The sequence below is a fragment of the Paenibacillus sp. FSL L8-0340 genome (genome assembly GCF_038593145.1).
Lineage (GTDB): Bacteria > Bacillota > Bacilli > Paenibacillales > Paenibacillaceae > Paenibacillus_AQ.
Genome location: NZ_CP151967.1, coordinates 6,268,004 through 6,293,824 on the forward strand (window position 1 = coordinate 6,268,004; position 25,821 = coordinate 6,293,824).

Below are 25,821 nucleotides of genomic sequence, written 5' to 3' on the forward strand. Positions count from 1 at the left end.
GTAAACCTTAGTATCGTTTTAATCAAATATAATCATGCAAAAAAACGTCACAATTTTCAGGTCATTTAAAGCCTTTGCAGGGTGGTCCCACAATGTTTATAATGAGTAAGTACCCTAGTATGGCAAATTGAATATATCAACTCGGAGGTGTAATATTACGTGACACTAGAGCAATCCGGCGTTCCTATGAGCGACCTTCTGATTATAGGCGGCGGTCCGGCCGGCATGTTTGCTGCCTTCTACGGCGGAATGCGTCAGGCATCAGTAACCCTTATTGAAAGTATGCCCCAATTGGGAGGGCAGCTCGCTGCTCTTTATCCCGAAAAATATATTTACGATGTGGCAGGATTCCCCAAAGTTACCGGACAGGAACTGGTTGACAACCTTTCACGGCAAATGGACCTGTTCCAGTCTAACATCTGTTTGGAAGAAAAGGTCGTATCTGTCGAGAAACGTGACGAACGCCATTTCGTCGTCACTACCGATAAAGCGGAATACCATAGCAAGGCTGTCATCATTACCGCCGGCGTAGGCGCGTTTGAACCGCGTCGTCTGGAGGTAGCAGATGCACAGCGTTTTGAGAAAGCCAATCTGCATTATTTTGTAAACGATTTGAATGCATTTAAAGGCAAAAAGGTGCTGATCAGCGGCGGCGGAGATTCTGCAGTGGACTGGGCACTTATGCTTGAACCGATCGCCGAGCAGGTAACCCTGATTCACCGCCGCGATAAATTCCGCGCCCACGAGCACAGTGTAGAGAATCTCATGGCCTCCAAGGTGAATGTAATTACCCCTTCGGAGATCACAGAGCTGCATGGTGAAGAATTTATTACCAAGGTCACCTTGTCCCATATTAAGACCAAAGAGACACAGGAAATTGAAGTCGACAGCGTAATCGTCAATTTCGGCTTCGTTTCTTCTCTTGGACCTATCGCCGAGTGGGGCATTAAGATTGAGAGCAACTCCATCGTTGTTGACTCGCGTATGGAAACAAGCATTCCGGGAATCTTCGCTGCCGGCGATATTACCACCTATCCGGGCAAGCTGAAGCTGATCGCTGTAGGATTCGGCGAGGCGCCTACCGCTGTGAACAATGCCAAGGTATATATCGACCCTGAAGCCAAGCTTTCACCGGGACATAGCAGCAATCTTAAGCTCTAAGCCAACTGCCAATACTTTCACAATAAAAGGGTATCCTTTCAGGTTGATTCCACTTCAACTTGAAAAGATACCCTATTTAGTGCCGCTTGCGGTTAAAGATAAGCAGCTGCTGCAGAAATATTCTATGATCTTTAATGTAAAACCGCGTGTACTGGAGAGTGTAAGTTCCGTTTGCGAATTTCAGCGAGTAAAAGAGCGATGAAATCATGCTCTAATTGGAGCTCTATAGCTCTCTGATAAGAGTCCAACAACATCTCATCCGACAATTCAACCATAACGTTCACCTACCTTTCCTTTATTTGGATCTGAATCTATCATAGCAAACTATCATTTTTCGAACAAGCGTTCTCATTATCCACAGCCAACTGTGGAAATCCTGTGCATAATATGTGAGTAAGGGTTGCGAAGGCCCATGCTCCGCAGTGGAATATGGGGATAATAGTTATGCACAGGAACAAATCACAGGATATTCAGCAAAAATATTTTTGTTATGTTCAAATATTTAACATTTATTACCTCATATTACCTCATGAGTGGCATAACTAAACGCTATTCTATCTTATTACTATTACTATCGTCAATTCTTAAAATAATGTTTATTTATTGTGGTCTTGTATTTACTTCCAGAATCCAAATTTTCCCGGAATTATCTATAGCATAATCAAAGCCCAACTCACCTATTCCCGGAAAATGACGTTCCATCAGCTCTGTACATACCAAGGTTAGTCGCCGCATCTCCGCTTTTTTGGTAGCCGTTCTGTTGCGTGGCAACGATTTTCTCAGCCCTTCACGGCAGCTCATCATCGTTCCGCCCTTGCACAAGTTGGTCACGAACAGCCCCGGACGGGCTAATCTTCCCACCATGGAACGAAACTCCCAACGAGCTCCGTTTTTTACTACCTTAACCCGATAATCAATCGGGCGCCCGGCAATCCGGGCCAGTGAGATACCCTGCTGCATCAAATATTTCCGTCTTACCTTCACACGCTCAAGCGCCTGCCTCATGGAAGAGAAATCCCGGTACACGCGTGTTTTGTCCATATACGTGAAGCCGTACCCACGCCCGTCCAGAAACACTTTAATTACCCCGTAACCCCCGCCGCCTACGACAGGTTTAATCACAACATTCCCATAACTTCTCAGCATTTTAAGCAGCCCGGCAGCACTGTATTCCCTTGTTCTCGGAATGTAACCGGCAACCCGCGCATCGCTAAGCAGCGCTTCGGTCTTCAGCCATTTGCTGGCCAGTTGTCTTCCCGCCATTTTAATCCCGCTCCTTTCGATTCCCAGCCTACCCTATACATTACTCAGGAGCGGCCCCGCCTTCCTGTATGATTGTCCGTGTAAGAAGGCGTTCACAGCAAAAAAGGGCATATGGCTCCGGGGCCGTATGTCCTGGGACTTTATCCGCACTGCGCTGTATTCATCCGCATCATCCGACAATCATTTTTTCGACGGCAACAGCGCGGTTATTTTGACGATTCAATAGAAATGATTCGATGTAGAGCTTCTGCAGACTAACTGGAATAATCTTAAAATTCATTGTATTATTGCGGTAAGAGGAGGGATCCTTAGTGGCACAATTGTTCGAGGTATTGTATTGGGTGGCTATGATTGGCATGTCTGTTGTCTTGGCGGGTACCACCATCCTTGTCTGCGCGCTCGGCTTCAAGTTTATAAAAGACCGCCGCAGAGTGCTTGGCGCCAGTTGTATCGCCTTCTCTATGGGAGCCGCCGCTTTAATTGTGTTTATGATTAACTTCAAGTTTATCCTTCCGGCCTGATTGCGGCGATCGTTTCACTCCTTCATTGCAGATACTATACTCTATGAAGGAGTGAGAGGATGGCTTGTGCAGATGGACAGCTTCATTCGCTGAGATCTATTAACCTACTTATATATATAAGTTGAACTTTAGACTTACCGAGCCGGCATAGAACGCAACTGCAGTGAATATTTGGACTTCCGGCCGCTGTTATCTTTGGATTTCTTGATTTTTACCACAAATAGCAGGGTTCATGCCTATTCCCGTACTTTACGACCCTATCAGCTTTCTCTTAAAGACAACAATAATATCTCTGGAAGCCCCCCTGGAATTCCGAATTATCAACTCTGCCGCCCCAAAATCCGCCGGTCTTAAATTTAATTGTTCTGTATTCCCATCGTTCCATGTGGCCGCTCCTGTTCTTATATGTAATTATTTGCTTGATACGTACTCTTCCTCCAGAATGGAATACTGGTAAGAATCATGCCAACTTCCCTTGTACCACTTATGTCCTCTCAAATGCCCCTCGTACCTCATTCCGGCCTTTTGCAGTACTTTGGCAGAGCCTGTATTCTCCGGACGGCAGGTCGCATATATTCTGTGAAGAGCAAGCTGCCGGAAGCCGAAAGATATTAGAGCACAAGCAGCTTCCGCCGCAAACCCCTGCCCCCAATACCGGGAATTAAAGCAATAACCTATCTCTCCCTGGCCCTGCTCAGGCGTATGAATTCCGCAGCCGCCAATCAGCTGATGGGTCTCTTTCAGAACCACTGCAAATTCAAAAGCTTTACGCGGCTCCTGATGCTGCTGGCTGATTGTTAAATGAAGATAGTTTATTGTTTCCTCTTCGGTGTTGGGCCCCCACATCATATGCTTTACTACCCTTGGGTCCGATGCGTAGCCGTGAACTGCTGCACAATCCTCACTTGTAAGTTCCCGGATGATCAGCCGCTGCGTTTCAATGATCAATTCAAATCACTTCCTTAATAAGAATAGTAATGTGCCGTATGGTTCATTTATGCTCCAGTATATCAGGCACACCAAATATTGGAAATACAAAAAGACTCCAAGGCGATTAACCTTGAAGTCTTATTTTGTATGTCATGAAGGGTTGTATCTTTGACACTAAACGACTCTTCCCATTCAGCAAGGCTCAGCTGCAGGCTTGCCGGCATCGTCCTTCGTTCGGAAGGAGGAACCGCAGCCGCAGGTGGCGGTGGCATTCGGGTTATTAATGGTGAACCCGCCGGTCATGCCGGATTCTTCGAAGTCGATCTCCAGACCGTTGAGATAACGGATGTCGTCTTTACTTACAACTACCTTGAGATCAGCGACATCCAGGTAGACATCCTGCTCGCTCTCGTTATCGTCAAAGCCCATAGCGTAGGAGAACCCGCTGCAGCCCCCCGGGGTTACGCCAAGACGAAGGAACATGTTGGGAAGCTCCTGCTCAGCCAGCATTGTCTTGAGTTGTTCTGCCGCTGTTTCACTAATTGTAATCATGATCTCAACCTCCTGAAAGTTTGTTAGCCTATCTGCTTCTTATGCTATGACAGCCTTCCGGCCAAAAGTAATTTTCTATATTAAATTAAGTATACCCCACTCTTCCCATGCCCTCAAGTCATATCTGCTGCCTTGGATACGATTTATCCGCTCTATACTTCAAGTCTCAGCGGTTGCTCACCCTTGGAGAGAGGTTTATAATAGGGGAAGCAATATACGTAAAAATTCGGAAAATTGTCACGGAGGCCATCAAAGCCTCCATTTTTTACGCTGGACAACGTGTGTTTTAGTAATTTTCGGTTACGATTCTGCGGGTGTATTCACCTCGCCAAACCTTCAGGAGGAAATCATATGTCTACTCTTATCACCCCCCACACAGACGCCAGAATGGCGAACATTATCGAAAAGGTTCGCGGCGGAGAACGATTAAATTTGGAAGACGGCGTTTATTTATATGAGAGCAACGATTTGCTAACGATCGGCCAGCTGGCTAATGAGGTCAACCAGCGCAAGAATGGAAACAAGGTATATTTTATCGAAAACATGAGTCTTTATTTCACCAATGTTTGCGAATCCCACTGTGCATTCTGCAATTTCCGCAAGGATGACGGAGAAGAAGGCGCTTATACGCTTTCCGGTCAGGAAATGGTGCAATATGTCGAACAGCATATTCATCCCGGCGTACGCGAATTCCATATTGTCGGCGGCCATAATGATAAGGTGCCCTTCCAATATTACGTTGATTCGCTGAAAGCTCTGCATGAGCGGTTTCCTGAAGTTACCTTAAAAGCCTATACTGCGGCGGAAATTGATTTCTTCACCCGGATCAGCGGACTCAGCATCCGTGAAGTGCTGGAGCAGCTGCGCGCAGCCGGACTCCAATCACTTACCGGAGGCGGAGCTGAAATTCTCTCTGACCAATACCGTAAAAAAATGCGTGTTGATAAAGCAAACGTCGAAGAGTATCTGGAAGTGCACCGGGTTGCCCATCAGATGGGCATGAAGACGCACACCACTATGCTCTATGGCTCCATCGAATCGCATGAGGACCGCATCCGCCATATGCTGCAAATCCGCGAGCTGCAGGATGAGACGAATGGATTTATGGTATTTATCCCGCTGTCCATGCAGCCCAAGAACAAAAACGCCGGGATTATGCGCCGCAACTCCGCGTACGAGGATCTTAAGACGATTGCGATCAGCCGTTTGATGCTGGATAATGTTGACCATATTAAAGCTTACTTCATTAATATTGGCGCGCAGCTCACTCAAGTTGCCTTAAGCTTTGGAGCTTCCGACGTGCATGGCACGATCTTAAAAGAACGGATCAGTCACGCCGCGGGTGCTTTAACGCCCGAAGGTCTGACACGCGAAGAATTGATCTGGCTCGTAAAAGGCGCCGGTCGGATTCCGGTTGAACGGGATACCTTCTACAATGAAATTAAGGTTTACGAATAAATAAACAACTGAGTTACCGGGATTGTCCTTCGCTGCTGCAAAACCATATTTGAGCACTACTCGAAAGGAAGATCGGTCTGCATGAGAACACTACTCGTCCTGGGCGGCGGCTACGGCGGCCTTGCCCTTATCCAAGAACTGCTCAACAACCATCTCCCTCATGATATGGAGATCGTCCTAATCGACCGGATGCCTTATCAGGGAATCAAGACAGAGTATTATGCGCTTGCTGCAGGGACGGTGAACGATTACCATTTACGCATCCAATTTCCCGTGCATCCGCGTCTGACCGTCCGATATGGTGAGGTAGGCTCCATTGATCTGGAGAGCAGAATGATATTCATGGAGACCGGTGAGCCGGTTTCCTATGATATCCTGGCGATCGCTCTCGGCTGTACAGATAATTATCATGGCATTCAAGGAGCAGAGCAATATACCTGCAGTATCCAGAGCTTCTCGGGAACGCGGGAAACGTATCGGCGGCTGAATGATGTGAAGCCTTATGGAACAGTTAATATTGTAGGCGGGGGATTAAGCGGAGTGGAAATTGCTGCAGAGCTGCGTGAAAGCCGTCCTGACCTGAATATTTCTATACTGGATCGCGGGGAACGGGTGCTGTCGGCTTTTCCGGCGAAGCTGTCCAAGTATGTGGAAGAATGGTTCAGCGAACACCATGTCGAGACGCTAGGCAAAATTTCCGTATCTCATGTAGAAAAGGATGCCATCTACAATGGCACCCAGGCTATTCCTGCTGATGTTACTGTATGGACCGCCGGAATTCAGCCGGTCCGGGTAGTCCAGCAGCTCGAAGTAGCGAAAGACCGGAGTGGCCGGATCATGCTGGACCAATATTACAATATAGCGGATTATCCGGAAGTGTACGTGCTCGGCGACTGCGCCAGCCTTCCATTCGCTCCAAGTGCCCAGGCAGCCGGAGCGCAAGGGGAACAGGTAGCACATATCCTTCAGGCGCTGTGGCGCGGCGAAACGCCGAAGCTCCATGCGATCAAGCTGAAGGGAACGCTTGGTTCCCTGGGCAAACATGCCGGTTTCGGGCTGATGGGCCGCCGCTCCGTCATGGGACGTGTCCCCCGTCTGCTGAAAAGCGGCGTACTTTGGATGTCCAAACGGCCTTTGGGTTAAGTTAAGGGTAGGCCAAGGATAGGACTAGCCTTTGGCTAGTCCAGTTCCAGATTGTCCCATGCTTCCTGTTCCTTAATTGCGGCCTCGATAGCTGCTTCCAGTTCCTCCGGAGAAGCTGCTTCAATAATTTCGCCGTCAACCATGGCGAATGGCTGCAGGTAGCACTCGCCGCAGTTGTTCAGACAACCGTATTCAATTACATCGTATTCCGGATTTTGTTCCAGCTTTTGTTTCAGCGGTTCCGTGCCATGGCCAATATTACTGGCACAAAATTCAATAATTGGTCTCATGATGCTCTCCCTATTCTGCACTAACCATTTTATTTTTTAACTTTTTGTACTATAATGAACTTACGAAAGGAGTGATTGAGAAATGAGTGAGAATGTACAAAGCACCACCATGTATGATGAAGTACTGGAAGTGCTCGATAAACTTCGTCCGTTCCTGCAGCGCGATGGCGGTGACGTCGAACTGATCGATGTTGAAGACGGCATTGTTAAGTTGAAGCTTATGGGTGCCTGCGGCAGTTGCCCCAGCTCCACGATCACGTTGAAAGCCGGGATCGAACGCGCCCTCCTTGAAGAAGTAGAAGGCGTAGAAGAAGTTGTTCAAGTATTCTAATCCCGTTTGATACCGATCCCGGATCTTCTGAGAAGAAGACCCGGGATTTTTTTGAAGGTATAAGAACTTATAGGCTTTACACTATAAATTATCGTTTCCACTTGTTATATATATTATAGAGGATTTCACATTTCGCAACAACCGGAGTGCTAAAAACCCCCGCATGCCTTTTTCTGGCATGCGGGGGTTTTCGGTGTAATCTGTTAAGTCGGCTAAGGCACTAGCTTAAAATGCAGGGATAATCGCACCTTCGTATTTCTCTTCGATAAATGCTTTAGCTTCCGCAGAGTTCAAAGCTGCAGCCAGTTTCTGGATAGCATCGGAATCCTTGTTATCAGGACGGGATACCAGCAGGTTGGCGTAAGGGGAATCTGCTCCTTCAATGAACAATGCATCTTTGGTTGGAACAAGGCCCGCTTCAAGTGCAAAGTTGGTGTTGATCAGAGCAATATCCACTTCATCAAGCTGGCGTGGCAGCATTGCTGCATCCAATTCAATGATCTCAAGTTTCTTTTTGTTTTCGGTAATATCCGCTTTGGTGGAAGTAATATTAGTGTCGTCTTTCAAGGTGATCAGACCGTTTTTGGCCAGCAGGATCAGTGCGCGTCCACCGTTGGTGGCATCGTTCGGAATGGCTACTTTCGCGCCGTCAGCCAGTTCATCAATCGATTTGATTTTTTTGGAATAAGCGCCGAAAGGTTCAACGTGAACAGCAGTTACCGATACCAGTTCCGAGCCGTTCTTTTTGTTCTGGTCATCAAGGTAAGGCTTGTGCTGGAAGAAGTTCGCATCCAGTGCCTTTTCGGCAAGCTGTGTGTTCGGCAGGATATAGTCTGTAAATTCTTTGATTTCCAGCTTGATGCCTTGTGCTTCAAGCAGCGGAGCGATAGCCTTGAGAATTTCAGCATGCGGCACAGGAGATGCGCCGACCACGAGGGTTACAGGTTCTGCAGCTGGTTCGGTCGTTGGCTCTGCAGAAGCATCTGTTACTGGTGCATTCGTTGCGGCGGAATTAGCCACGTTATTGGTATTGTTATTGTTGCCGCAAGCAGCCAGCACCAATACCAAGGTCAAACTGAAAAATGTGAGCAGTACTTTCTTCATCTGTAAATCCCCCTTTATTAAGTGTATGAATAAGGCTATATATGGACGTACCTTATTTCCGGGTAAAAAATTTGACCAGCCGGTCTCCGGCCATTTGCAGCAGCTGAACTAGTATAACCATCAGCACTACGGAGATAATCATAACTTCTTTCTCATACCGGTAATAACCGTAGCGGATTGCCAGGTCACCAAGACCGCCGCCGCCGATCATACCCGACATCGCGGTATAGGAAACGAGCGTAACGAGAGTGATGGTCACTCCGGCAAGCAAGCCTGGACGAGCCTCGGGCAAAAGTACACGCATAACGATCTGCCCTGTGGAAGCTCCCATTCCTTGTGCTGCTTCAATCACGCCCCGGTCAACCTCACGCAGTGCTGTCTCTACCAGCCTGGCAAAAAACGGAGCCGCACCGATGACCAGCGCCGGAATTGTACCGAGCACGCCTATCGAAGTCCCCATAATTGACTTGCTGAAAGGAATCAATGCTACCATTAGAATAAGAAATGGAACGGAACGCAGGATGTTTACAAGCAGCGATAATGCCGAGTAAATAACCCTGATAACAATGTTATTTGATCTTCCCCATAAATATAACACAATTCCGAGTGGTAAACCAAGAATAATTGTGAATATTCCGGAAAATGCCAACATTTTTAGTGTAGCCACTGTTGCATCAAGCATTTCTTCCCAATTAATCGTATTAAAATTCAATCCGCCCACTATGAAATCACCTCCACATCAAGCCCCTGCGCCGTTAACTCGGCGATTGTGGCTTCAACCGCTTCAGGAGACCCTTCAAAACGGACAATCAGCTGGCCGTAAGGCACATCTTTAATTGTGGAGATTGTCCCCTGCAAAATCGCAAAGTTGACTCCGGTATCGCGGGCCACATGGGACAAGGTAGACTCGTACGTTTTTTGTCCCAAAAAGGTAATCTTGACGGCCTTGCCGAATTCACCGTTCACCGCATCAATGGCCGCCCGAAGAGGCCCGTCCTGCTGAGTTTCACTACGGATAAATTCCTTGGTTACTTCATGCTTGGGCTTTAGGAATACCTCTGCAACATTCCCCTGCTCGATAATACCGCCGCCATGAATGACTGCGACCCGGTCACAGATGCTCTGTATAACATGCATTTCATGCGTAATCAGCACAATGGTCAGATTAAATCGCTTGTTGATATCGAGCAGCAAACGCAGAATGGAATCTGTTGTCTGCGGATCCAGCGCTGAGGTCGCTTCGTCGCATAGCAGCACATCGGGATCACTAGCCAAGGCACGGGCCACGCCCACCCGCTGCTTCTGTCCACCGGACAGCTGGGCAGGATATTTGTTCAGATGTTGTTCGAGACCAACCAGTGTTATCAGTTCCTTCACTTTATGGTCAATTTCTTTTCCCGGAGTGCCCATCAGCCGCAGCGGAAAAGCGATATTATCGTATACTGTAGCCGAAGTGAGCAGATTGAAATGCTGAAAAATCATTCCGATTTTGCGCCGTTGCTCCTGCAATTGCCTCTGATTCAGCGCCGTCAGATCCACACCGTTCACCCATACCTCACCCTCTGTCGGACGCTCCAGCAGGTTAATGCAGCGGATTAGGGTGCTTTTTCCCGCTCCGGAATGACCGATTACTCCAAAAACCTCACCTTTTTTGATGGACAGGTTCAGATCCCAGAGCGCTGTAGCGGCCTTGCTGCCTTTTCCGTAGACCTTGGTTAAACCTTTTAGCTCTATCAATTGATGTCCCCCTCTCTTTATTTCTTTCTATAACATCAAAAAGACCTCTTACGATCGATTGCAGATCGCAAGAGGCCCTGTGCGTTTATTAACAATGCCTTCTCATCTGCCAAAGACCGCAAACCACGCGGTATTGTAGGAATTAGCACCATGACATTCATCTAAAACGCGGGTTGACGCGTATTACACAAATCGGTTGCCGGGCTTCATCGGGCCTATCCCTCCGCCGCTCTCGATAAGATTATGATATGAAATTAGTTGCCGTTCTCTGTGAGAAACGAATGCATGCCTAAGTATAGTAAGTTTCAGGTTTTTTGTCAAAGGGAAAGTTTTACTTAGAGCCGTCTCTTGCTTTCAAGGCTGCCGCGTTTTTACGCCACTGCTCATTGCTGTAACGGAACGAAGCCCTTAAAGATTTGCACACCATCTCAAGGCACTGCTTTAAATCCTCCAGATGACTGTCCAAATCTTCAAGCTGAATTTTGTCATGCAGCCCTTGATGTCTTTGCCAGAGATCATCCTGCATTTCCGCATTCATATAATGAATTTCGGCGTTGCGGCGTTTACGCAGATTCTGCAGCGGCTCCCGGTAAGAGTTCTTGATATTCTCCAGTTCTTCCGCCAGCGGCGCATGCGCTTTGAGCAATTGAAATTGCCGCAGTACGGTGAAATACGAGAAATGGGCTTTGACCTTGGTCGTGTTGAGATTATACAAACTGTTCAATACAGTTCCAAGCTTGTCCAGCAGTGAGAAGACACGAATAAAGCCGTTTTTATAAAAATAAACGTACCGGGCATAATCGCCCTGCTCGATCACCGTCATATCATCCATATAACCGGCAACAACCAATTTCCTGTAAAAGGCTGCCGCGAACCAGCTTTGCTCCAACTCGTCCAGGGAGGAAATCAGCCCGCGCGTCCATATCTCCAGCTTGCGGTATTCATGGTCGTGGTCCTCATGCGCGTTCATCTCCTTGCGCAGCATCGCTGCAAGCTTCGCCATGTTGTCCATGGCTTCAGCCAGTACACCGCCGTTCTCGCGCGGCGGTTCTCCCAGTAATATCCGCAGCATGTTTTGTCCTCCTTAAAGTTTTGTAAGCATTACATCCTGAATCTACTTCGTACAAAACTCGCTTCGGAAGCATTCGCTTAGTTTTGTAAGCATTACATCCTGAATCTACTTCGTCAAAACTAACGTCGGAAGCATTAACTTAGTTTTGTGAGCATCGGGAAATAGTTCCTCCAGTTTTGGTCGACCACCTTCACAATATCCCCGCATGGTTCCAGCTCATCCGGATAATCGGGCTTCATGCGGGCGTCGATAACAATCGGCAGCTTATAGCCAATGTGATGGCGGTTAACCTCGGATTCTGCGTAAATATCGCTCGCCGGATTAAACCGGGTGAACACAGTCCACAGAAAGGAGGTTTGCGTCTGAGCAGTTTCAGCGGCGTGATCCACCAGGATGACGAGCGGCCATTCCGTTTCGTTCTGGCGCAGTTCGGCGATCAGTCTCAGCGGAAGCTCAGGGTCGTCTATATAGGATGCACCCGATACCGTTAAACATCCTCCGCAATAAGGAACAACGCCGGTAATTCCGGGAAGCACTCCCTCATTATAGATACGGGGAAGGACCCGAACCGGGGAGCCGGTTCCCATCATTATGCCTTTACTGCCGCGATTCAGCTGCTGTCCAGTATAATCAGAGGTATCTTGAGCCGTATTATTCAGCACAACCAGATCAGTTTTCGGATCGAAACGCTCCAGTACCGTCTCCAGCAGCTTGGGGAAATCGCAAAGATCCACCGGCTCATTCGTCAGCAGCAGAAATTTGGTCAAAGACAGCTGGCCTTCTCCCAGAATGCGAAAAGCCGAGGCCAGCGCTTCGCGCGAATAGCTTTCACGCACAACGGCGGCTGCCAGCGAATGCGAGCCGGCTTCGGTATAAGACCACAGCGCCTTGACTGACGGCATCAGCAGCGGATAGGCCGGGGACAGGAGGCGCTGAAGAAAATCCTTCAAATAATAGTCCTCCTGGCGGGGTTTGCCGGCAATCGTTGCCGGATAAATCGCATCCTTGCGATGCCACATCCGCTGAACATGCAGGACAGGGAAATCATGCTGCCGGGAATAATATCCGTAGGGATCTCCGAAAGGTCCCTCCGGGCGACGCTCCAGCGGCGTTACAAGACCGCGGATGGCAAATTCGGATTCAGCGGGAATCCGGTGTCCGCCCATGGGATCCTTAACCATGGGCAGCCGGCGGCCAAGCATCAGCGAAGCCAGCAGCAGTTCAGGCAGCCGCTCCGGCAGGGGAGCAATGGCTGAGGCAATCAGCGCCGGCGGGCCGCCGAGAAATACGGAGACTGGCAGCGCCTCGCCGAGCAGTTCAGCCTCACGGTGATGAAAACCGCCGCCTTTATGGATTTGCCAATGGACACCTGTTGTATTGTCATCATAAATTTGCACACGGTACATTCCAAGGTTACGGTTCAACGGATTGGTAATACTCTCGGTATATACTAACGGAAGGGTAATCAGCGGCCCGCCATCCTCGTGCCAGCTTGTCACTCTGGGCAACTCCTGCAGCGGGTCGGTACTGCGGCATATGCCCAGCACAGGCGCTTCACCCTGCGGCACATCTTTGACGCCGACCTTGAGCAGATCATACAGCAGCCCTTTTTCTTTCCATATCGCCGAGGGGGTGGGCGGCAGCAAAGTTTCCACCGCCCCCGTCAGCGACTTCATCAGCTGTTCGGGCCGGGTCCCAAATGCCTGGTTTACCCTGCGGACCGTCCCGAATAAATTTGTCGCGACTGGAAAAGGGGTTCCTTTTACATGGGTAAAGAGCAATGCCGGCCCTTCTTCCCGAACCACACGCCGATGAATCTCCGCCAGTTCAAGATAGGGGTCCACCGGAGTATCAATCACAGCGAGATCCTTATCCTTTCTCAACTGCTCGATCCATTGACGCAAATTATCGTATCCCACTTTATTGTTCCTCCTCAAACCTGGCTGAGTGCCCAAAGTCTGATTGGCAGTCTCTACTGAGAACTAACGATACAGGACAGACGAACATTTCCCCTGCATTTAGTTTGATTTATTCTTTCTGCTCAGCTGCCCTACACGCACACTCATGTAGCACAAGACTCCGAACAGTCCAGCAATCAGCAAAATATGGGCCAGCGCAGCAAATATGTACAATTGTTCGTTATACAGCGTATGCACCACAGCCGCACCGCTAAGTACCTGCAGCAGGCAGAGCACAACCGCGGCAACGCCCAGAGCCCTCAGCTCAGGCCATGCTCTGTGTTTCCAATAGGCTAAATGTCCAAGCAGTGCAATCAGAACAAACAGCAGCGCCGCCGCAACCCGGTGTACAAACACAATGCCTACACCACCAGACAGCTCGGGAATCCATTCCCCATTGCAGAGCGGCCAGCCGGAGCAGCCTCCCTGTGAATCTGTGTGGCTAACATAAGCTCCGATATAAACGACAATATATGAATATAACGCCGTAAACCACGTTAAGTTGCGGAACCCCCGGCTTACCCCTTGACCGTAAGCTTCCTCTACGGCTATAGATTCATGCCGCCGCTTCGTCCCCAGCGCGAGCATGAGTGAGCTGGCGAAAGCAATTAAAGAGAAGCCCATATGCAGGGCCATCACCGCAGCAGACTGCGCTTGCATGACCGCAAGCGCTCCCATTCCACCCTGTACCACTACAAAAAAAAGTGTCAGCCCAGCATAAACGAGCAGTTCCTTCTGTCTGCGGGCATAACGCCAAAAGGCAAACACCGATATTAACGACATCAAACCCGCCAACCCACTGAACAAGCGGTGGGTGTACTCGATCATTGATCCCACGGTATAGGCTGGAATCAGCTTTCCGTGGCAGAGCGGCCAATCATGTCCGCACTCCAGTCCCGATCCCGTCTTCGTGACCACAGCGCCTCCAAGCAAGGCGAAAAACATTGTGAGACAAGTGATATAGCTAAGCGTTTTCAATTGATTTGTCGTCAATAGGATCACCCGCTTTTTTCATAGGAATGAACTGGATAATATAAGGATAATTTATAGCATGAAGTATATAAATTCTTTTATTTTTAAAAAAACACCGCTTCTGCTCTATCAAGGCGAAAGCGGTGTGCAAACATCATTACTTGTGAATACTCAGATAAACCTCAAGCGCCGTATTCAGAAAACTCTCAATTTCCTCACGGGATTTGCGCAGCTTATTAACGAATCTTACAAGCTCACGCCCGTCGGTGTAAGCGACAAAGCTGGGAATTCCAAGAATGTTCTGTTCCTGGCTGACATCGCCTACCGCATCAACATCCACCTCTACAAGCGTAAGACGTCCATCGTATTTCTGCTCCACTTCAGGCATAAAAGGATCAATAAACTTGCAATCGGAGCACCAATCCGCCTTGAATATAGCTACGCTCAAGCGCGGTGATTGAATCGCTACCTGAAATTCCGCAGGGGAAGAAATTTTATCCATGGATTATCCAATCCTTTCTTCATCATTGAGTCGGTTACCCTTTAAGTGAAGCAAAATGTGCTCAGGAAGTCAAATAAAATAGACGAAATAAGATATTAATCATAGCATTATTCGTTAGTACGAACACGTTCAGGCTGAAGCTTCATCAGTGGTTTGAGCAGCTTCTGCAAAGCACGCGGATAACTGGCAACCTCCTGGCGGCTCAGCACACTCAGCACAATCAGGAGTACAAGATAAATTACAACAACAGCCGCTCCCACAACCAGACAGGTAATCAGGAAAGCAATCCGTGCAGGCATCAGATGGGTCAGCATAACTCCAGCTTCGTTCAGGCCGTAACCAATTCCGCCGGAAGCGAGGACCGCAATGGCAAATCCGCCCCACCGTTTACCCATAATCTCAAAAGGAACAATCGTTTTGAGCATGCGCAGATTTAGATAAGTAATAATGAAGAAGCAAAGCGCCGTTGCTGCGATAATGCCGTATATCCCGAAGGCGCGGCTCAGCAGGAAGTTTGAACCCAATTTCACGAGAAGACCTGCCATAACATAATACATGGAAATTCGTGATTTCCCCATTCCCAGCAGAATGGAGTTGGTCGTCATCATTGTAATCTGAAAAATCGTTCCAAGCGTCAGCATCGCAACAATCCCGCTGCCATCAAGACTGCTGAAGATCAGTCCGTTCACAGAATAGGCTGAGACAACGAGAGCAAGTACAATCGGTGTTCCCGTTAATATCGAAATGCGCATCGCGAGCGTCACCTGGCGTTTCAAATGCTCTTCATCGCGCCGGGCGTAGGCGGCTGAGATAATCGGAATCAGCGAGGTGCTTAGCGCAATGGACAACACAGGAGGTATTCCCGCGATACTCTGCGCCCGGCTGCCAAAGATCGCCAAAGCCTGGGTCGCTTCTGCCATGCCGATTTGTCCACTAAGCAGTGGCACAATGAAGGAAGTATCGATAAAGTTCACTACCGGAACTGTAATTGAAGATAACACAATGGGTATAGAAAGCTTAAAAATATCCTTGTAAATGCCCAGCAGCGGCAATTTGGCTTCATTGGTTTTATAGAGGGCCACTTGCTCCTCACTGCGGCGCAGCTTTACTGCATAATAAAGCATGACGCCAAATGCGCCGATACTGCCGAGCACGCTGCCGAATGAAGCGCCGGCTGCCATCCATGTATTGCTGTATCCCTGGCGGAGCAAAATAAAAGCGAGCAGCACGGCCGTGGATACCCGGGCAATCTGCTCGACAATTTGCGAGATTCCTCCAGCCATCATATTGTTACGTCCCTGGAAATAACCGCGCATCATCGCGATGCAGGGAAACAGCAGCAGCGCCGGGGCAATAGCACGGATGGCCAGGGTGCTCTCAGGAACCTTGGTATGTTCCGCATAATAAGGAGCAGCTATGTACAAGATTGTACTCATCAGCACACCTACAATAGCGGCAAATATAAGTGCGGCCCGGTACACCTGCTGCGCTTCATGCGGCCGGTTCAGGGCGTAACGCTCGGATACCATTTTGCTTAGTGTACTGGGGATTCCGGCTGTTGCCAGCGGCAGCAGCAGCAGGTAGACGTTGTTCGCCTGCGTGAACGAAGCGTTCCCCTTAACATCAAATAAATGCTCCAGCGGCACCCGCTGGACAAGCCCGAGCACCCGGGCCACGAGCGCAGCCGCAGCCAGAATAAGCGTGCCTTTGACAAAAGATTCTTTCTTGGACAAACTGTTTCGCCTTCTTCGCTGTTAATTTATTACGATCCAGATAAAGAAAAGGATCACCATGGCAATTTGCAGTATGATTTTGACTACCGTACTGCTGAATAGGCCAAGCAATGCACCGAAGCTAACCTTGACTGCTTTGCCGGGATTTGAGCCAGCCATCAGTTCACCTACAAACGCCCCAATGAAAGGACCGAGGATCAGTCCAAATGCCGGAATGACAAACGGACCTAGAATCAGACCGATGGTGCTGCCGATGACCGAAGAACGTGAGCCTCCGAACTTTTTGACCCCCCAGGCTCCCACGACATAATCGGCTACAAATAATACGACGACAATCAGTGTCTGAATAATCCAGAACCAGACTCCGAAGGGTCCGAAGCTGAAGAACCACCCGTATACAAAGAAGGCCAGATAAATCGCCAGCGCACCAGGGAGAATCGGGTATACAGCCCCGGCCAGTCCGACCGCGAATAAAGCAATAATCAGAATCCAACCCAGAATGGCCATTGGCTCATCTCCTTCAAAGTTTTGATAGCTTACTACAGGATATACTTTTGAATCACTTCAGCAATCCCATCGTCATTATTAGACGCTACCACAGCATCCGCCTCCTGCTTGACGGTCTCCTGGGCGTTGCCCATAGCAACCCCAAATCCGGCCTGCTGGATGGCAGCCAGATCGTTCAGGCTATCGCCAACGGCCACAACCTGTGACATCTCGAGACCCAGCAGCTTGCAAACCTCGCGTATACCGGATGCCTTGTTGACACCAAGCGGATTGATCTCCAGATTATGCGGCGATGAATTGGTAATTTCGAGACCGCCCATATCCTGAAGCCGCATCAGCAGCTTATGGCGGATCTCATCATCCTCTGTGGAATAACCGAATTTGAGCCATTCCCTGCTTAGAATCTCCCCATCCCAGTTGTTCCGGTTGTACACTTCATCCACCGAATATGCCCAGAACCAGATATCGTATTCCTGGGCAATATCATACATCTGCTGCACCAGCACCGGGTCCATCAGCGAGCGGCGGTACAGCTCATACGGAGCCCGCCATACTTCACTACCATTCACCATAATCATCGGGGTCTTAAGTCCAAGCTGTTCAGCATAAGGCATGGCGCTTTTGGAAGCGCGGCCTGTGGAGAGACAGACGTGAACGCCTGCATCAACTGCCTTTTGAATCCATTCTACCGTTTTGGGGGTAATGATTTGTTCATCATTCAGTAAGGTTCCATCCATATCCAGTGCTAACAGGCGGTATTTGGCAGTCATTGCCACCCCTCCAATTTGTATGCTCATTTTAAGAGCTAATTATTTGGTCACTCGACCCGGCAGCATGGCCGCGTCAGTTGTTCGTCGTTCCGTCTGTTCCGCTTGCCGAGTCTGAGCCCTCTGCATTGTCGTCGGTTTTCAGACTTTTCTTCGGCACTCCATCCAGTCCGTATTCATAGTCATACGCGTCAAAAATTTTCCGTGCAACCGGAGCGGCACTACTGGAGCCGAACCCGCCCTCCGGTATAACAACCGCTACAGCAAGCTTGGGATTCTCGCGCGGAGCATAGGCAATAAATACCCCGTTATCGCGCAATTCCCCTTTACCCAGCTGCTGTGAGGTTCCCGTTTTGCGGGCAAAGTCATAAGGGAAATCGTTAAACGCAGTAACATCACTGTTCATACCCTTTTTGATTTCGTTCCAGAAAGACTTATCAAAGGTTGTTACTTCATCAAGTACCTCGCGGTTGAACTGTTTAACCACGTTGCCCTTGGCATCGGTGATTTTGCTCACCAGCTGAGGCTTGATCCGTACTCCTTCGTTCGCCAGTGTCGTTACGTATTGGGCGAGCTGCAGCACTGTATAGCGTCCTTGCTGTCCGAAGGAAGCATACACCAGCGCAGCCTGGGCACTGCCGGCAGCCTTGGTATCGGTATAGTTGATCTGTCCGAGATATTCATTGGGCAGTCCGCTTTTTGTAGATACACCGAGGCCGAATTCCTTCATATATTTATCCCAGATATTAATACCTTCACTATGATATTTCTCCCACAATTTCTTGCCGACCATGTCCACCATGAACGCATTGGAGGATTTCTCAATCGCTCTGGCCGGGTCCATAGAGCCATACACGTGGCCGGAAGAATTTCGCACGGAGGATTTGTCATTTTTCCCGAAGTGGGCAATCCCTCTGTCTGTATAGATAGTCGAAGTAGTAAAAAGGCCTTCATTCAGTCCTACAAGCACACTCAGAGGTTTGATGGTTGAACCGAGCAGTACCGTGGAGCCGAACTCATGACCCGACATCCCGGAGGAATACGGTGTAATGGTTCCGTTCTGGTAGTTGCCCATTATTTTCTTCCATACCTCGGTGTCCATTTTCTCGGCAGTCCACACATTGGTGTCATAATCAGGCATGCTGGCCATCGCAACAATATTGCCAGTATCGACTTCCATAGCTACGGCATAGCCGGTCAATGCATTCGGGTGTGTCTTGCCTTGTACCGAATTCGAGTGCAGCCATCTGATTTGCTCTGTAATAGCCTGCTCGGTCTTGAGCTGAATGTTCTTGTTGATCGTCATCCAGACATCGTTACCCTTGACGGGGGGCACGACCGCCTCCACCTTCTCAGCCATATTCTGCGGACTCACCGAGATCACCTGATATCCGTTCTTGCCGCGCAGCTCCCGCTGATACTGCAGTTCCAGGCCATCGAATCCGACAAATTCATCGTCTTTATAAGTGAGGCCGGGGTCCGCATCCAACTGTTTCATCGCATTCTGAATATTCTTATAAATATTCAAGCTGTTGGACGACTTAAAGGGTTTGATATATCCGACAGTCTGTGCGGCTACAGATTCCTTGTCATAATGCCTGTTACTTTCCTCCACAATCTCAAGTCCGGGATATTCGCTCTTGTGCTCCATAAAGTAGGCCACTTCCTGCGAAGTAAGGCCGGCCTTGATGCGCCGCGCCATAAAACCCGAATATTTCCGGAAATATAAATCCAGGGAATCAATAATATCTTTTTCAGTCAGCTTCTCAGCATTCGGATCACCATAGGCGCTAAAGTCCTTAACCAGCTTGGCCGCAAGGGCATCTGATTGGGCCTGCGCCTCCGGCGTAAGCACGGTTTCTCCCGTCACCTTATCCGTAACCTTAGCCGTGTATTCTTTAGTAAGTGTAATATACAGCGACTGCACAGAAGTGGAGTAAGCAATGGGCTCCCCTCCCGCTGCACGAATGTTCCCTCTTATTGCGGCGAGCGGCACATTTTTGGTATCACGGCTTGTCTCCACCTCAGTCAGAGTTGGCCCTTCGACGAACTGTAAAACGGCAAGACGGACAATGATTACACAAAAGATCACAAATGTGCTAAAAAAGAATACATTGATCCGTAGGCCAAGCGAACTTTTGCTGTTGCTTTCCTCTGGGGGTGAGGCCTGCTTACGGAAAAAACTCACAGTTTTTCACTCCTCTACATCTAAAATAAACCTTTGTACCTGTGCTGACTCCATGTAACGCCGGAAGGTTCCTTACAGGCGCTTGAGTCCAGTCTCTATTCCAGTCACAGGCATCAAAAATTGCACGTGCGGCCAGTACTGCGCACGAGAGTGATCATATTATTCCTCAACATCGTTTCACATGCTGTATTGTATCATAGATTTAAGCCATTCTGCTTCCTTGCTCAGAGCATACTTTCTTTGACATGGGTTTTATCGAAATCCTTGGGATTAAACCACTCCCCGCTGACTGCCCAGGTGGAATCGAGTGGAATCCAGGCCTGCCGGTCCGTGATGTACACTTCATTCCAGGCATGAGGGCCGGATCCCCCTTGGCCGTCGTAGCCCTGACCGGTCACTACGCGCACTTGAAGCCCCTGGGAGCGGGCCATCACTGCATAAAGACGTGCATAATCAATACATACACCGATCCGGGTATCAAAGGTATCCTGCGGAGACTGCTCCTTCCAAATCCGGTTCTGCTCATAATTCTCGGCTTTGGCATAATCATAAGAGATCCTGGAGCCGACCCAATCATAGAGCAGTCTGGCCTTCTTCTCATCGTCCCCGGCTTGTCCCGCTATATCGGAGGCAGCACCCACAATGTCGGGTGAAATCTCATGGTCGAGCACTTCGTATTTCCGCCGGAGGATATCCGTCATCTCGGCGGCAACCGCCTTGGTCAGAACCGGTAACTTACTGCGTACATTCTCACCGGTAAGGGGTTCGAAGACCGCAGATGCGCTTTGCCGGTAGATCGGGGATGATTCCACATAACGGCTGAACGTGCTGTCCGGGTTCAAGCCCACACCGATGTACAAGACAAAAACAAGCAACAGGGAGCGCACAAGGCCGGTAGCCAGACCGATGACAGCTCCGCTGAGACGGCTCACCTGAGTAATCCTCCTGTTTCCGGACCTGCCCGAAAGGCGCGGAAGGGAAATCGGAAGCAGCATAAACAGCAGGCCCAGCAGCAAACGGATGAGACTGTAGGACAAGAGCAGCAGCAGCAAAAAACGCACAAGCGGTGAACCCGCCAGAACAGACACCACCGTATAGTATAGCTGTTGCCACTGGCTTAATTGGATACCCGGAAGCTCAATTCCACCTGCCCAGGCCTGTACACGGGGCGAAAGGTAAAAGGCGGCCGGAATGGCCAGGGCCAATGCAGCTATGGCAAGCAGCCCGGTTCCGAGCAGCCCAAACAGCCCTCCCGCTGAGCGGCCAAACCCCCGGCTCCAGCCCTGCAGCAGCGAGAAGAGCACGATCAGCAGAAGGAGGATAGTGATGATATTGGCATCACTAATACTGTCCATCCAGCTGTTCAGCATAACCTCTCCTCCCTTTCCATCGCATCAACTTGTATTTTAATTCCCGGCCCCATTCTTCCGGGCTTCATCAATAAAGGTTTTGGTAGTATCGTTAACACTCCACTTTCCAAGACTGACTCCGCGGAAAGTCACTTCCACTTTATCCTCACCGGCTTCACCCTTCACTTCAAGATTGGGCGTTGTGATCGTAAACGTACCGTCACCGCCGGAAGTATATTTTGCTTCTTTCGCTTCTTTCAGCATAACTTCCTGCGCTTCGCTCTTCAGGGTGCTGACCGTTCCATCCGCCACCTTATTCACAGCGTCTCCAATCTGATCCATTGTAACCCCGCTGTAAATGAACAGACCCGCAACGATAACAATAACAATCGCCCATTTCAGAACCGTCTTGACCAGATTAACAACGGCGAACAGCAGCACAAGCGCAATAACGATAACTAGCCAATTCTCTCTAATAAACTGTGACCATACTTCCGGATCCATCAATTTCCCAACACCCCTATCAAAAATTTCGTCATACCAGGGAGCGAGTCCCCATTAATACTAATTATTATACATGAATGCCTCTTATAATTCATGATTACCCACCCGTTCAGGTGGAATCCCCCAATAAAATGGTATAAGCCCCCCTCGACTCACGTAAAGTACAAGTAGGCTTAACCATTCCCCATTAAAAAGCGCCACCCTGCGCCTGCGCAGAAACGGCCCTTTCGGAGGTGTATTCCGTGAAAACCGCACTGTGGCTGTATTTATTTCTTTTCCTGGCATTCTTTGATCTGCACGCCCAGTATCCCATTCTTACCCCCTTTGCTATCTCACTGGGGGCGGGACCGGCCTTCATCGGCTGGATGATGGGCATGTATTCCCTGACCCATCTTCCCGGCAACCTTCTGGCCGGGGTACTGGTTGACCGCAACGGCAGCCGCCGCTATATCGTCTTCAGCCTGACGGTTGCAGGCGCCATCCTGCTGCTTCAGGCCCACGCTCAGCTTCCCTGGCATCTGCTGCTGCTTCGGGCGGCCAGCGGCTTCGCCCTGGCATTTCTGTCCCCGGCCTGCATGACCCTGCTGGCTTCCCTCTCGTCAGATCCCATTACTCAGGGCAAGTATATGTCCGGCCATGGCATCATCCATACGCTGGCTTCGGTCGTATCACCAGCTGCCGGAGCCTTTATCGTCCACCAGGCCGGATATTCCGGCACCTTTACCACCTTGGGCTGGCTGCTGATCGCCACTGGCGTGATGGCTTTCTTCAGTGTACCTAAATTCTCCGGCAGTATGGCAGCCGCCAAACCATCACAGCCGCTGCAGGAGCACCAGGTTGCATCCGAAAAACCCCATTCATCCGTTACCAAGCGATATTATCTGCTGCCCTTTTTCGTCTCCTGCTCACAGGGGGTACTGTTCTTTGAGCTTCCTTTATCACAGGGGAGCAACGGGATCGTATCCACCGGGATTCTGCTTTCGCTTCTCAGTCTGGGGGCACTCTTGACGCTCAGCCTGTTTTTCCTGAACCGGCTCTCTCCGGTTGCAAGAATTGCTGTGGCACTGCTGGGCATGGCGCTGTGTTTCTTCGCACTTGCAGCATTCACCAGCATTCCCGCAGGGGTTGTCCTCTTCCTGCTGGGAGCAGCGAAAGGTGTACTGTTTCCGGCGATGGCTTCGCTGTTCATCAGTCTCGGGGCAGGCGGCCATCTGGGCCGCACCTTCTCGCTGCAATCCATTGCGATGTCTCTCGGCGCTTTTGCCGGACCGGTGGCTGCAGGACAGCTAAGGGACTTCGTTTCTCCTTACTTCATTGCATTTGTCCTGCTCATGACCGCACTTCTGCTGTTACCTCCAAGAGATACCGGGAAAAGCGCGGCCTACCGTGCGGACTTGAACAGCCATGCCGCTTGATCCGGCAAAAAAAGAGCTACAGTTCCCCTCGTTTATCTGCTGAAGATAATGATTCAGCCCGCAGAATTAAATCTGCCAGTCAAAACCGCTATCACCCGGCCTCTCCTTGAGCCGGGTGATTGTTGCTTTTTACGACATTTCCCGGGGAATGAACGCATTTTGTCCCTCAACTTGTTAAAAATGACGAAGCTTAGGTAATATACTTAATAAGCATATGACCGTGTTCATTAACATGGTTAAGATCACAAATCCCGTTATTACCACTTATTATCCGGGGGGGCGGCAAATTATGTCCATTACCATCATTGTCGAAGGCAAAAACGACCGCAGCAGATTGCGGCGACTGCTGGCGCCGGAGGTCGACATCCTGTGCACCTTCGGTACGTTGAATACACTCAAGCTGGAATCGCTGCGGCGTAAAATCGGAGACGGAGAAGTTTATCTGTATATGGACAACGACAGCTCGGGTAAGAAAATCCGCGGAATTCTGCGCGACGCCTTTCCGGATGCAGTCCATATTTATACCCGGAAAGGCTATGCGGGAGTAGAAGGCACTCCCAATGAATACAATCTCACCCAGCTTGAAAAAGCGGGGTTGGAGGAATATATCATCTATCCGCAGCCGCAGCCATTCCCTTTTCTGGAACCATAGCGGCAGAAAAAAACGCCTTGTTCACCCTTCGCATGTAACCGGAGGATGAAGTAAGGCGTTTTTAAGTTCATTGCATTTTAATTGGGTGCCAGCTTCTTCAAAGCATCGGCAAGGAATTCAGGTGTCACATTTTCTGTATCTCCCGCATCATATAGTCCGCGCAACCGGTTCTCCGGGTCTACAAGACCTATAAGATTAGCGTGGGCAAAGTTATCCTTGTCATTTCCATAAATAAGCACTTTAAACGAATCGGCAGCCAATTGCCGCACCTGCTCCTGATCTCCGCGCAGAAAATACCAACCGTTATAATCGGCGTGGAACCGGTCTGCGAACGTCTTGATGGCCTCGCGTGTATCATTCTTGGGATCAAATGAGATGGAGACAAATTCCACATCCTTGCCGAAGCTGCCGTCCTTAACCAGCAAATCCTGGGTCTGTGACAGCATATAGGTAGTGATGGGACATACATCCGGACATTCCGTAAAGAAGAAATAAACCAACCGTGCTTTCCCTTGCGTGTCCGCAAGTGTTACTTGCTTGCCATCCACATTTTCAAGAGAGAAGTCCTGTACCTCCCCGATGACCGGCAGCTGCTTTTCCCCTAAATCCAAGGATTGAATCACTAAGTAAAGGGCCATACCCAAAGCCAGAGCCAACAGCAGCCAGGTCCATTTGTAACGTTTCAAGGTATGCACAGGTGTACTCTCCCCCTCTTAAACGTGAGTCGTATTCAGCACAAGCACAATCAGACTGACGGTCAGGTAATTAATGGAGAAGAAGAAGTTCTTCTTCGCCCAGGCATCGTCATCCTTTGCTTTGAAGCCCGTCAATGTCAAGTACAGCCAGGCCACGGACAACGCGGCAGAAATAACAAGGTAGAATATCCCTGCATAATCATAAACGTACATCAGAACCGGAATCGGCAGCAGCAATGCCACATAGGGAATCATCTGGAACTTGGTGCGGCGTGTTCCCTTAACGACTGGAAGCAGCGGAAATCCCGCAGCTCTGTACTCTTCTTTCCGGCGGATGCCCAGAGCCCAGAAATGGGGCGGCTGCCAAAGAAACAGCATTGCGAACAGCAGCCAGGCACCGAGATCCACATTACCTGTAACTGCAACATATCCGATAACCGGAGGCATGGCTCCGGAGATTGCACCTACAGAAGTACTCCAAGTAGATGTTCTTTTCAGCCAAAGGGTGTAAACTACTACGTAAACGAACATGCCGAGTATGCCGAACAGCCCGCTGAGCACACCGGAGAATGCAAACAGCACAGCAAGACCGGCAATGCCAAGCCCGATGGCATAGAGCAGAACCGTATTCGGTTTAAGTCGGCCCGTAGGCAGTCCGCGTTCACGTGTTCGTTCCATCTTCATATCCAGGTCGCGGTCAAAATAATTATTAAATACACAGGCCGAAGCCATGACTAGCATAGTACCGAGCAAGGTCAGAATTAATCGGCCGTATTGCACGTCCCAGCCCGAAGCCACCCAGTATCCTGCAAAAGCAGCGATAAGATTGGAGCGGATAATACCGGGTTTCGTCACTGTAATAAAGTCACGCCAGCTTGCACCTTCCTTGGGTGATTTGGCAGACATGGCTGCGGAATCAGAAGAAGCTTGATATCTCAATTGATTGTCCACGTTTGGTGTTCCTCCTTCTAAGGGACTTCTAACGTTCCGCCGGAGTCAAGAACCATTTTTCCGTTC

General features: G+C 49.5%; 27 protein-coding genes and 1 riboswitch. Of the genes, 7 read left to right on the plus strand and 20 right to left on the minus strand.

Annotation, left to right across the window (positions count from 1 at the left end):
• Positions 1 to 159: 159 nt before the first annotated feature.
• Entirely contained in the window at positions 160 to 1,161 is a 1,002-nt protein-coding gene (locus tag NST07_RS28695) for an NAD(P)/FAD-dependent oxidoreductase (RefSeq protein ID WP_341096076.1), read from the plus strand.
• A gap of 131 nt (positions 1,162 to 1,292) precedes the next feature.
• Here NST07_RS28695 and sda read toward each other — a convergent pair whose 3' ends face one another.
• Positions 1,293 to 1,436, minus strand: a complete 144-nt coding sequence (sda, locus tag NST07_RS28700) for a sporulation histidine kinase inhibitor Sda (protein ID WP_076112513.1) — start codon at positions 1,434 to 1,436, stop codon at positions 1,293 to 1,295.
• A 325-nt stretch (positions 1,437 to 1,761) separates the two neighbouring features.
• The gene (locus tag NST07_RS28705) at positions 1,762 to 2,424 is read right to left on the minus strand and encodes a YheC/YheD family protein (protein WP_341096077.1); all 663 of its coding nucleotides are present in this window, start codon (positions 2,422 to 2,424) and stop codon (positions 1,762 to 1,764) included.
• Between the two features lie 311 nt (positions 2,425 to 2,735).
• Between NST07_RS28705 and NST07_RS28710 the strand changes: the two genes are divergently transcribed.
• Complete coding sequence (locus tag NST07_RS28710; RefSeq protein ID WP_076112514.1) at positions 2,736 to 2,945, plus strand: hypothetical protein; 210 nt, start codon at positions 2,736 to 2,738, stop codon at positions 2,943 to 2,945.
• Positions 2,946 to 3,356: 411 nt separating this feature from the next.
• Here the strand turns inward: NST07_RS28710 and NST07_RS28715 are convergent, their stop codons facing one another.
• Both NST07_RS28715 and NST07_RS28720 read right to left on the minus strand, forming a co-directional pair.
• Positions 3,357 to 3,893, minus strand: a complete 537-nt coding sequence (locus tag NST07_RS28715; protein WP_342480620.1) for a GNAT family protein — start codon at positions 3,891 to 3,893, stop codon at positions 3,357 to 3,359.
• A 174-nt stretch (positions 3,894 to 4,067) separates the two neighbouring features.
• Positions 4,068 to 4,427 carry an iron-sulfur cluster assembly accessory protein gene (locus NST07_RS28720; RefSeq protein ID WP_038596130.1) on the minus strand — a complete coding sequence of 120 codons (360 nt, stop codon included), beginning with the start codon at positions 4,425 to 4,427 and terminating at the stop codon, positions 4,068 to 4,070.
• Positions 4,428 to 4,778: 351 nt separating this feature from the next.
• Here NST07_RS28720 and mqnE point away from each other — a divergent pair, with 351 nt between their 5' ends.
• Together mqnE and NST07_RS28730 are read left to right on the plus strand one after the other, a co-directional pair.
• Positions 4,779 to 5,885, plus strand: a complete 1,107-nt coding sequence (gene mqnE / locus NST07_RS28725) for an aminofutalosine synthase MqnE (protein ID WP_342480621.1) — start codon at positions 4,779 to 4,781, stop codon at positions 5,883 to 5,885.
• 81 nt (positions 5,886 to 5,966) lie between these two features.
• A complete protein-coding gene (locus tag NST07_RS28730; protein ID WP_341096082.1) occupies positions 5,967 to 7,028 on the plus strand; it encodes an FAD-dependent oxidoreductase in 1,062 nt (353 codons plus the stop codon).
• 35 nt (positions 7,029 to 7,063) lie between these two features.
• On the opposite strand, the gene NST07_RS28735 is transcribed toward NST07_RS28730, so the two are convergent.
• Positions 7,064 to 7,318 (minus strand): YuzB family protein, encoded by a 255-nt coding sequence (locus NST07_RS28735; RefSeq protein ID WP_341096083.1) that lies wholly within the window; start codon positions 7,316 to 7,318, stop codon positions 7,064 to 7,066.
• An 82-nt stretch (positions 7,319 to 7,400) separates the two neighbouring features.
• Between NST07_RS28735 and NST07_RS28740 the strand changes: the two genes are divergently transcribed.
• Positions 7,401 to 7,649, plus strand: a complete 249-nt coding sequence (locus tag NST07_RS28740; protein ID WP_038596139.1) for a NifU family protein — start codon at positions 7,401 to 7,403, stop codon at positions 7,647 to 7,649.
• 225 nt (positions 7,650 to 7,874) lie between these two features.
• Here the strand turns inward: NST07_RS28740 and NST07_RS28745 are convergent, their stop codons facing one another.
• From NST07_RS28745 to NST07_RS28805, 13 genes are all read right to left on the minus strand, one after another.
• Positions 7,875 to 8,753, minus strand: a complete 879-nt coding sequence (locus NST07_RS28745) for a MetQ/NlpA family ABC transporter substrate-binding protein (RefSeq protein ID WP_341096085.1) — start codon at positions 8,751 to 8,753, stop codon at positions 7,875 to 7,877.
• A gap of 52 nt (positions 8,754 to 8,805) precedes the next feature.
• Positions 8,806 to 9,474, minus strand: coding sequence for a methionine ABC transporter permease (locus NST07_RS28750; RefSeq protein ID WP_341379729.1), 669 nt, complete (start codon positions 9,472 to 9,474; stop codon positions 8,806 to 8,808).
• Positions 9,474 to 10,490, minus strand: coding sequence for a methionine ABC transporter ATP-binding protein (locus NST07_RS28755; RefSeq protein ID WP_341096090.1), 1,017 nt, complete (start codon positions 10,488 to 10,490; stop codon positions 9,474 to 9,476). The genes NST07_RS28750 and NST07_RS28755 overlap by 1 nt, the downstream gene beginning before the upstream one ends.
• Positions 10,491 to 10,589: 99 nt before the next feature.
• A riboswitch (SAM riboswitch) is annotated at positions 10,590 to 10,732 on the minus strand.
• Between the two features lie 89 nt (positions 10,733 to 10,821).
• On the minus strand, positions 10,822 to 11,562 hold the full coding sequence (locus tag NST07_RS28760) for a Cthe_2314 family HEPN domain-containing protein (protein ID WP_342480622.1): 741 nt from the start codon (positions 11,560 to 11,562) through the stop codon (positions 10,822 to 10,824).
• Positions 11,563 to 11,696: 134 nt separating this feature from the next.
• Positions 11,697 to 13,481 carry a UbiD family decarboxylase gene (locus NST07_RS28765; RefSeq protein WP_342480623.1) on the minus strand — a complete coding sequence of 595 codons (1,785 nt, stop codon included), beginning with the start codon at positions 13,479 to 13,481 and terminating at the stop codon, positions 11,697 to 11,699.
• Positions 13,482 to 13,580: 99 nt separating this feature from the next.
• Positions 13,581 to 14,513 (minus strand): COX15/CtaA family protein, encoded by a 933-nt coding sequence (locus NST07_RS28770; protein ID WP_342480624.1) that lies wholly within the window; start codon positions 14,511 to 14,513, stop codon positions 13,581 to 13,583.
• Between the two features lie 136 nt (positions 14,514 to 14,649).
• Entirely contained in the window at positions 14,650 to 14,994 is a 345-nt protein-coding gene (locus NST07_RS28775; protein ID WP_341096098.1) for a thioredoxin family protein, read from the minus strand.
• 107 nt (positions 14,995 to 15,101) lie between these two features.
• Positions 15,102 to 16,727, minus strand: coding sequence for a polysaccharide biosynthesis protein (locus NST07_RS28780; RefSeq protein ID WP_342480625.1), 1,626 nt, complete (start codon positions 16,725 to 16,727; stop codon positions 15,102 to 15,104).
• Positions 16,728 to 16,748: 21 nt separating this feature from the next.
• Positions 16,749 to 17,234: a DUF456 family protein gene (locus NST07_RS28785; RefSeq protein ID WP_341096103.1), complete on the minus strand. Its 486-nt coding sequence runs from the start codon at positions 17,232 to 17,234 to the stop codon at positions 16,749 to 16,751.
• A 32-nt stretch (positions 17,235 to 17,266) separates the two neighbouring features.
• Complete coding sequence (locus tag NST07_RS28790) at positions 17,267 to 18,004, minus strand: Cof-type HAD-IIB family hydrolase (RefSeq protein ID WP_340896700.1); 738 nt, start codon at positions 18,002 to 18,004, stop codon at positions 17,267 to 17,269.
• Between the two features lie 73 nt (positions 18,005 to 18,077).
• Entirely contained in the window at positions 18,078 to 20,189 is a 2,112-nt protein-coding gene (locus tag NST07_RS28795; protein WP_341096105.1) for a penicillin-binding transpeptidase domain-containing protein, read from the minus strand.
• Between the two features lie 224 nt (positions 20,190 to 20,413).
• Positions 20,414 to 21,559 (minus strand): transglutaminase-like domain-containing protein, encoded by a 1,146-nt coding sequence (locus NST07_RS28800; protein ID WP_342480626.1) that lies wholly within the window; start codon positions 21,557 to 21,559, stop codon positions 20,414 to 20,416.
• A gap of 36 nt (positions 21,560 to 21,595) precedes the next feature.
• Positions 21,596 to 22,042 carry a hypothetical protein gene (locus NST07_RS28805; protein ID WP_341096108.1) on the minus strand — a complete coding sequence of 149 codons (447 nt, stop codon included), beginning with the start codon at positions 22,040 to 22,042 and terminating at the stop codon, positions 21,596 to 21,598.
• A gap of 242 nt (positions 22,043 to 22,284) precedes the next feature.
• Here NST07_RS28805 and NST07_RS28810 point away from each other — a divergent pair, with 242 nt between their 5' ends.
• Together NST07_RS28810 and NST07_RS28815 are read left to right on the plus strand one after the other, a co-directional pair.
• Positions 22,285 to 23,457: an MFS transporter gene (locus tag NST07_RS28810; RefSeq protein WP_341096110.1), complete on the plus strand. Its 1,173-nt coding sequence runs from the start codon at positions 22,285 to 22,287 to the stop codon at positions 23,455 to 23,457.
• Positions 23,458 to 23,746: 289 nt separating this feature from the next.
• Positions 23,747 to 24,109 carry a DNA primase gene (locus NST07_RS28815; RefSeq protein WP_341096111.1) on the plus strand — a complete coding sequence of 121 codons (363 nt, stop codon included), beginning with the start codon at positions 23,747 to 23,749 and terminating at the stop codon, positions 24,107 to 24,109.
• Between the two features lie 77 nt (positions 24,110 to 24,186).
• Here the strand turns inward: NST07_RS28815 and NST07_RS28820 are convergent, their stop codons facing one another.
• A complete protein-coding gene (locus NST07_RS28820; protein ID WP_341096113.1) occupies positions 24,187 to 24,804 on the minus strand; it encodes an SCO family protein in 618 nt (205 codons plus the stop codon).
• Between the two features lie 18 nt (positions 24,805 to 24,822).
• Positions 24,823 to 25,755: a heme o synthase gene (cyoE, locus tag NST07_RS28825; protein WP_038596177.1), complete on the minus strand. Its 933-nt coding sequence runs from the start codon at positions 25,753 to 25,755 to the stop codon at positions 24,823 to 24,825.
• Between the last annotated feature and the right edge of the window lie 66 nt (positions 25,756 to 25,821).

Coding starts and splice junctions, on each gene's coding strand:
- sda (WP_076112513.1), bottom strand. CDS start 1,436: ATGGTTGAATTGTCGGATGAGATGTTGTTGGACTCTTATCAGAGAGCT.
- NST07_RS28705 (WP_341096077.1), bottom strand. CDS start 2,424: ATGGCGGGAAGACAACTGGCCAGCAAATGGCTGAAGACCGAAGCGCTG.
- NST07_RS28720 (WP_038596130.1), bottom strand. CDS start 4,427: ATGATTACAATTAGTGAAACAGCGGCAGAACAACTCAAGACAATGCTG.
- mqnE (WP_342480621.1), top strand. CDS start 4,779: ATGTCTACTCTTATCACCCCCCACACAGACGCCAGAATGGCGAACATT.
- NST07_RS28730 (WP_341096082.1), top strand. CDS start 5,967: ATGAGAACACTACTCGTCCTGGGCGGCGGCTACGGCGGCCTTGCCCTT.
- NST07_RS28735 (WP_341096083.1), bottom strand. CDS start 7,318: ATGAGACCAATTATTGAATTTTGTGCCAGTAATATTGGCCATGGCACG.
- NST07_RS28740 (WP_038596139.1), top strand. CDS start 7,401: ATGAGTGAGAATGTACAAAGCACCACCATGTATGATGAAGTACTGGAA.
- NST07_RS28745 (WP_341096085.1), bottom strand. CDS start 8,753: ATGAAGAAAGTACTGCTCACATTTTTCAGTTTGACCTTGGTATTGGTG.
- NST07_RS28760 (WP_342480622.1), bottom strand. CDS start 11,562: ATGCTGCGGATATTACTGGGAGAACCGCCGCGCGAGAACGGCGGTGTA.
- NST07_RS28775 (WP_341096098.1), bottom strand. CDS start 14,994: ATGGATAAAATTTCTTCCCCTGCGGAATTTCAGGTAGCGATTCAATCA.
- NST07_RS28785 (WP_341096103.1), bottom strand. CDS start 17,234: ATGGCCATTCTGGGTTGGATTCTGATTATTGCTTTATTCGCGGTCGGA.
- NST07_RS28790 (WP_340896700.1), bottom strand. CDS start 18,004: ATGACTGCCAAATACCGCCTGTTAGCACTGGATATGGATGGAACCTTA.
- NST07_RS28800 (WP_342480626.1), bottom strand. CDS start 21,559: ATGCTGAACAGCTGGATGGACAGTATTAGTGATGCCAATATCATCACT.
- NST07_RS28805 (WP_341096108.1), bottom strand. CDS start 22,042: ATGGATCCGGAAGTATGGTCACAGTTTATTAGAGAGAATTGGCTAGTT.
- NST07_RS28815 (WP_341096111.1), top strand. CDS start 23,747: ATGTCCATTACCATCATTGTCGAAGGCAAAAACGACCGCAGCAGATTG.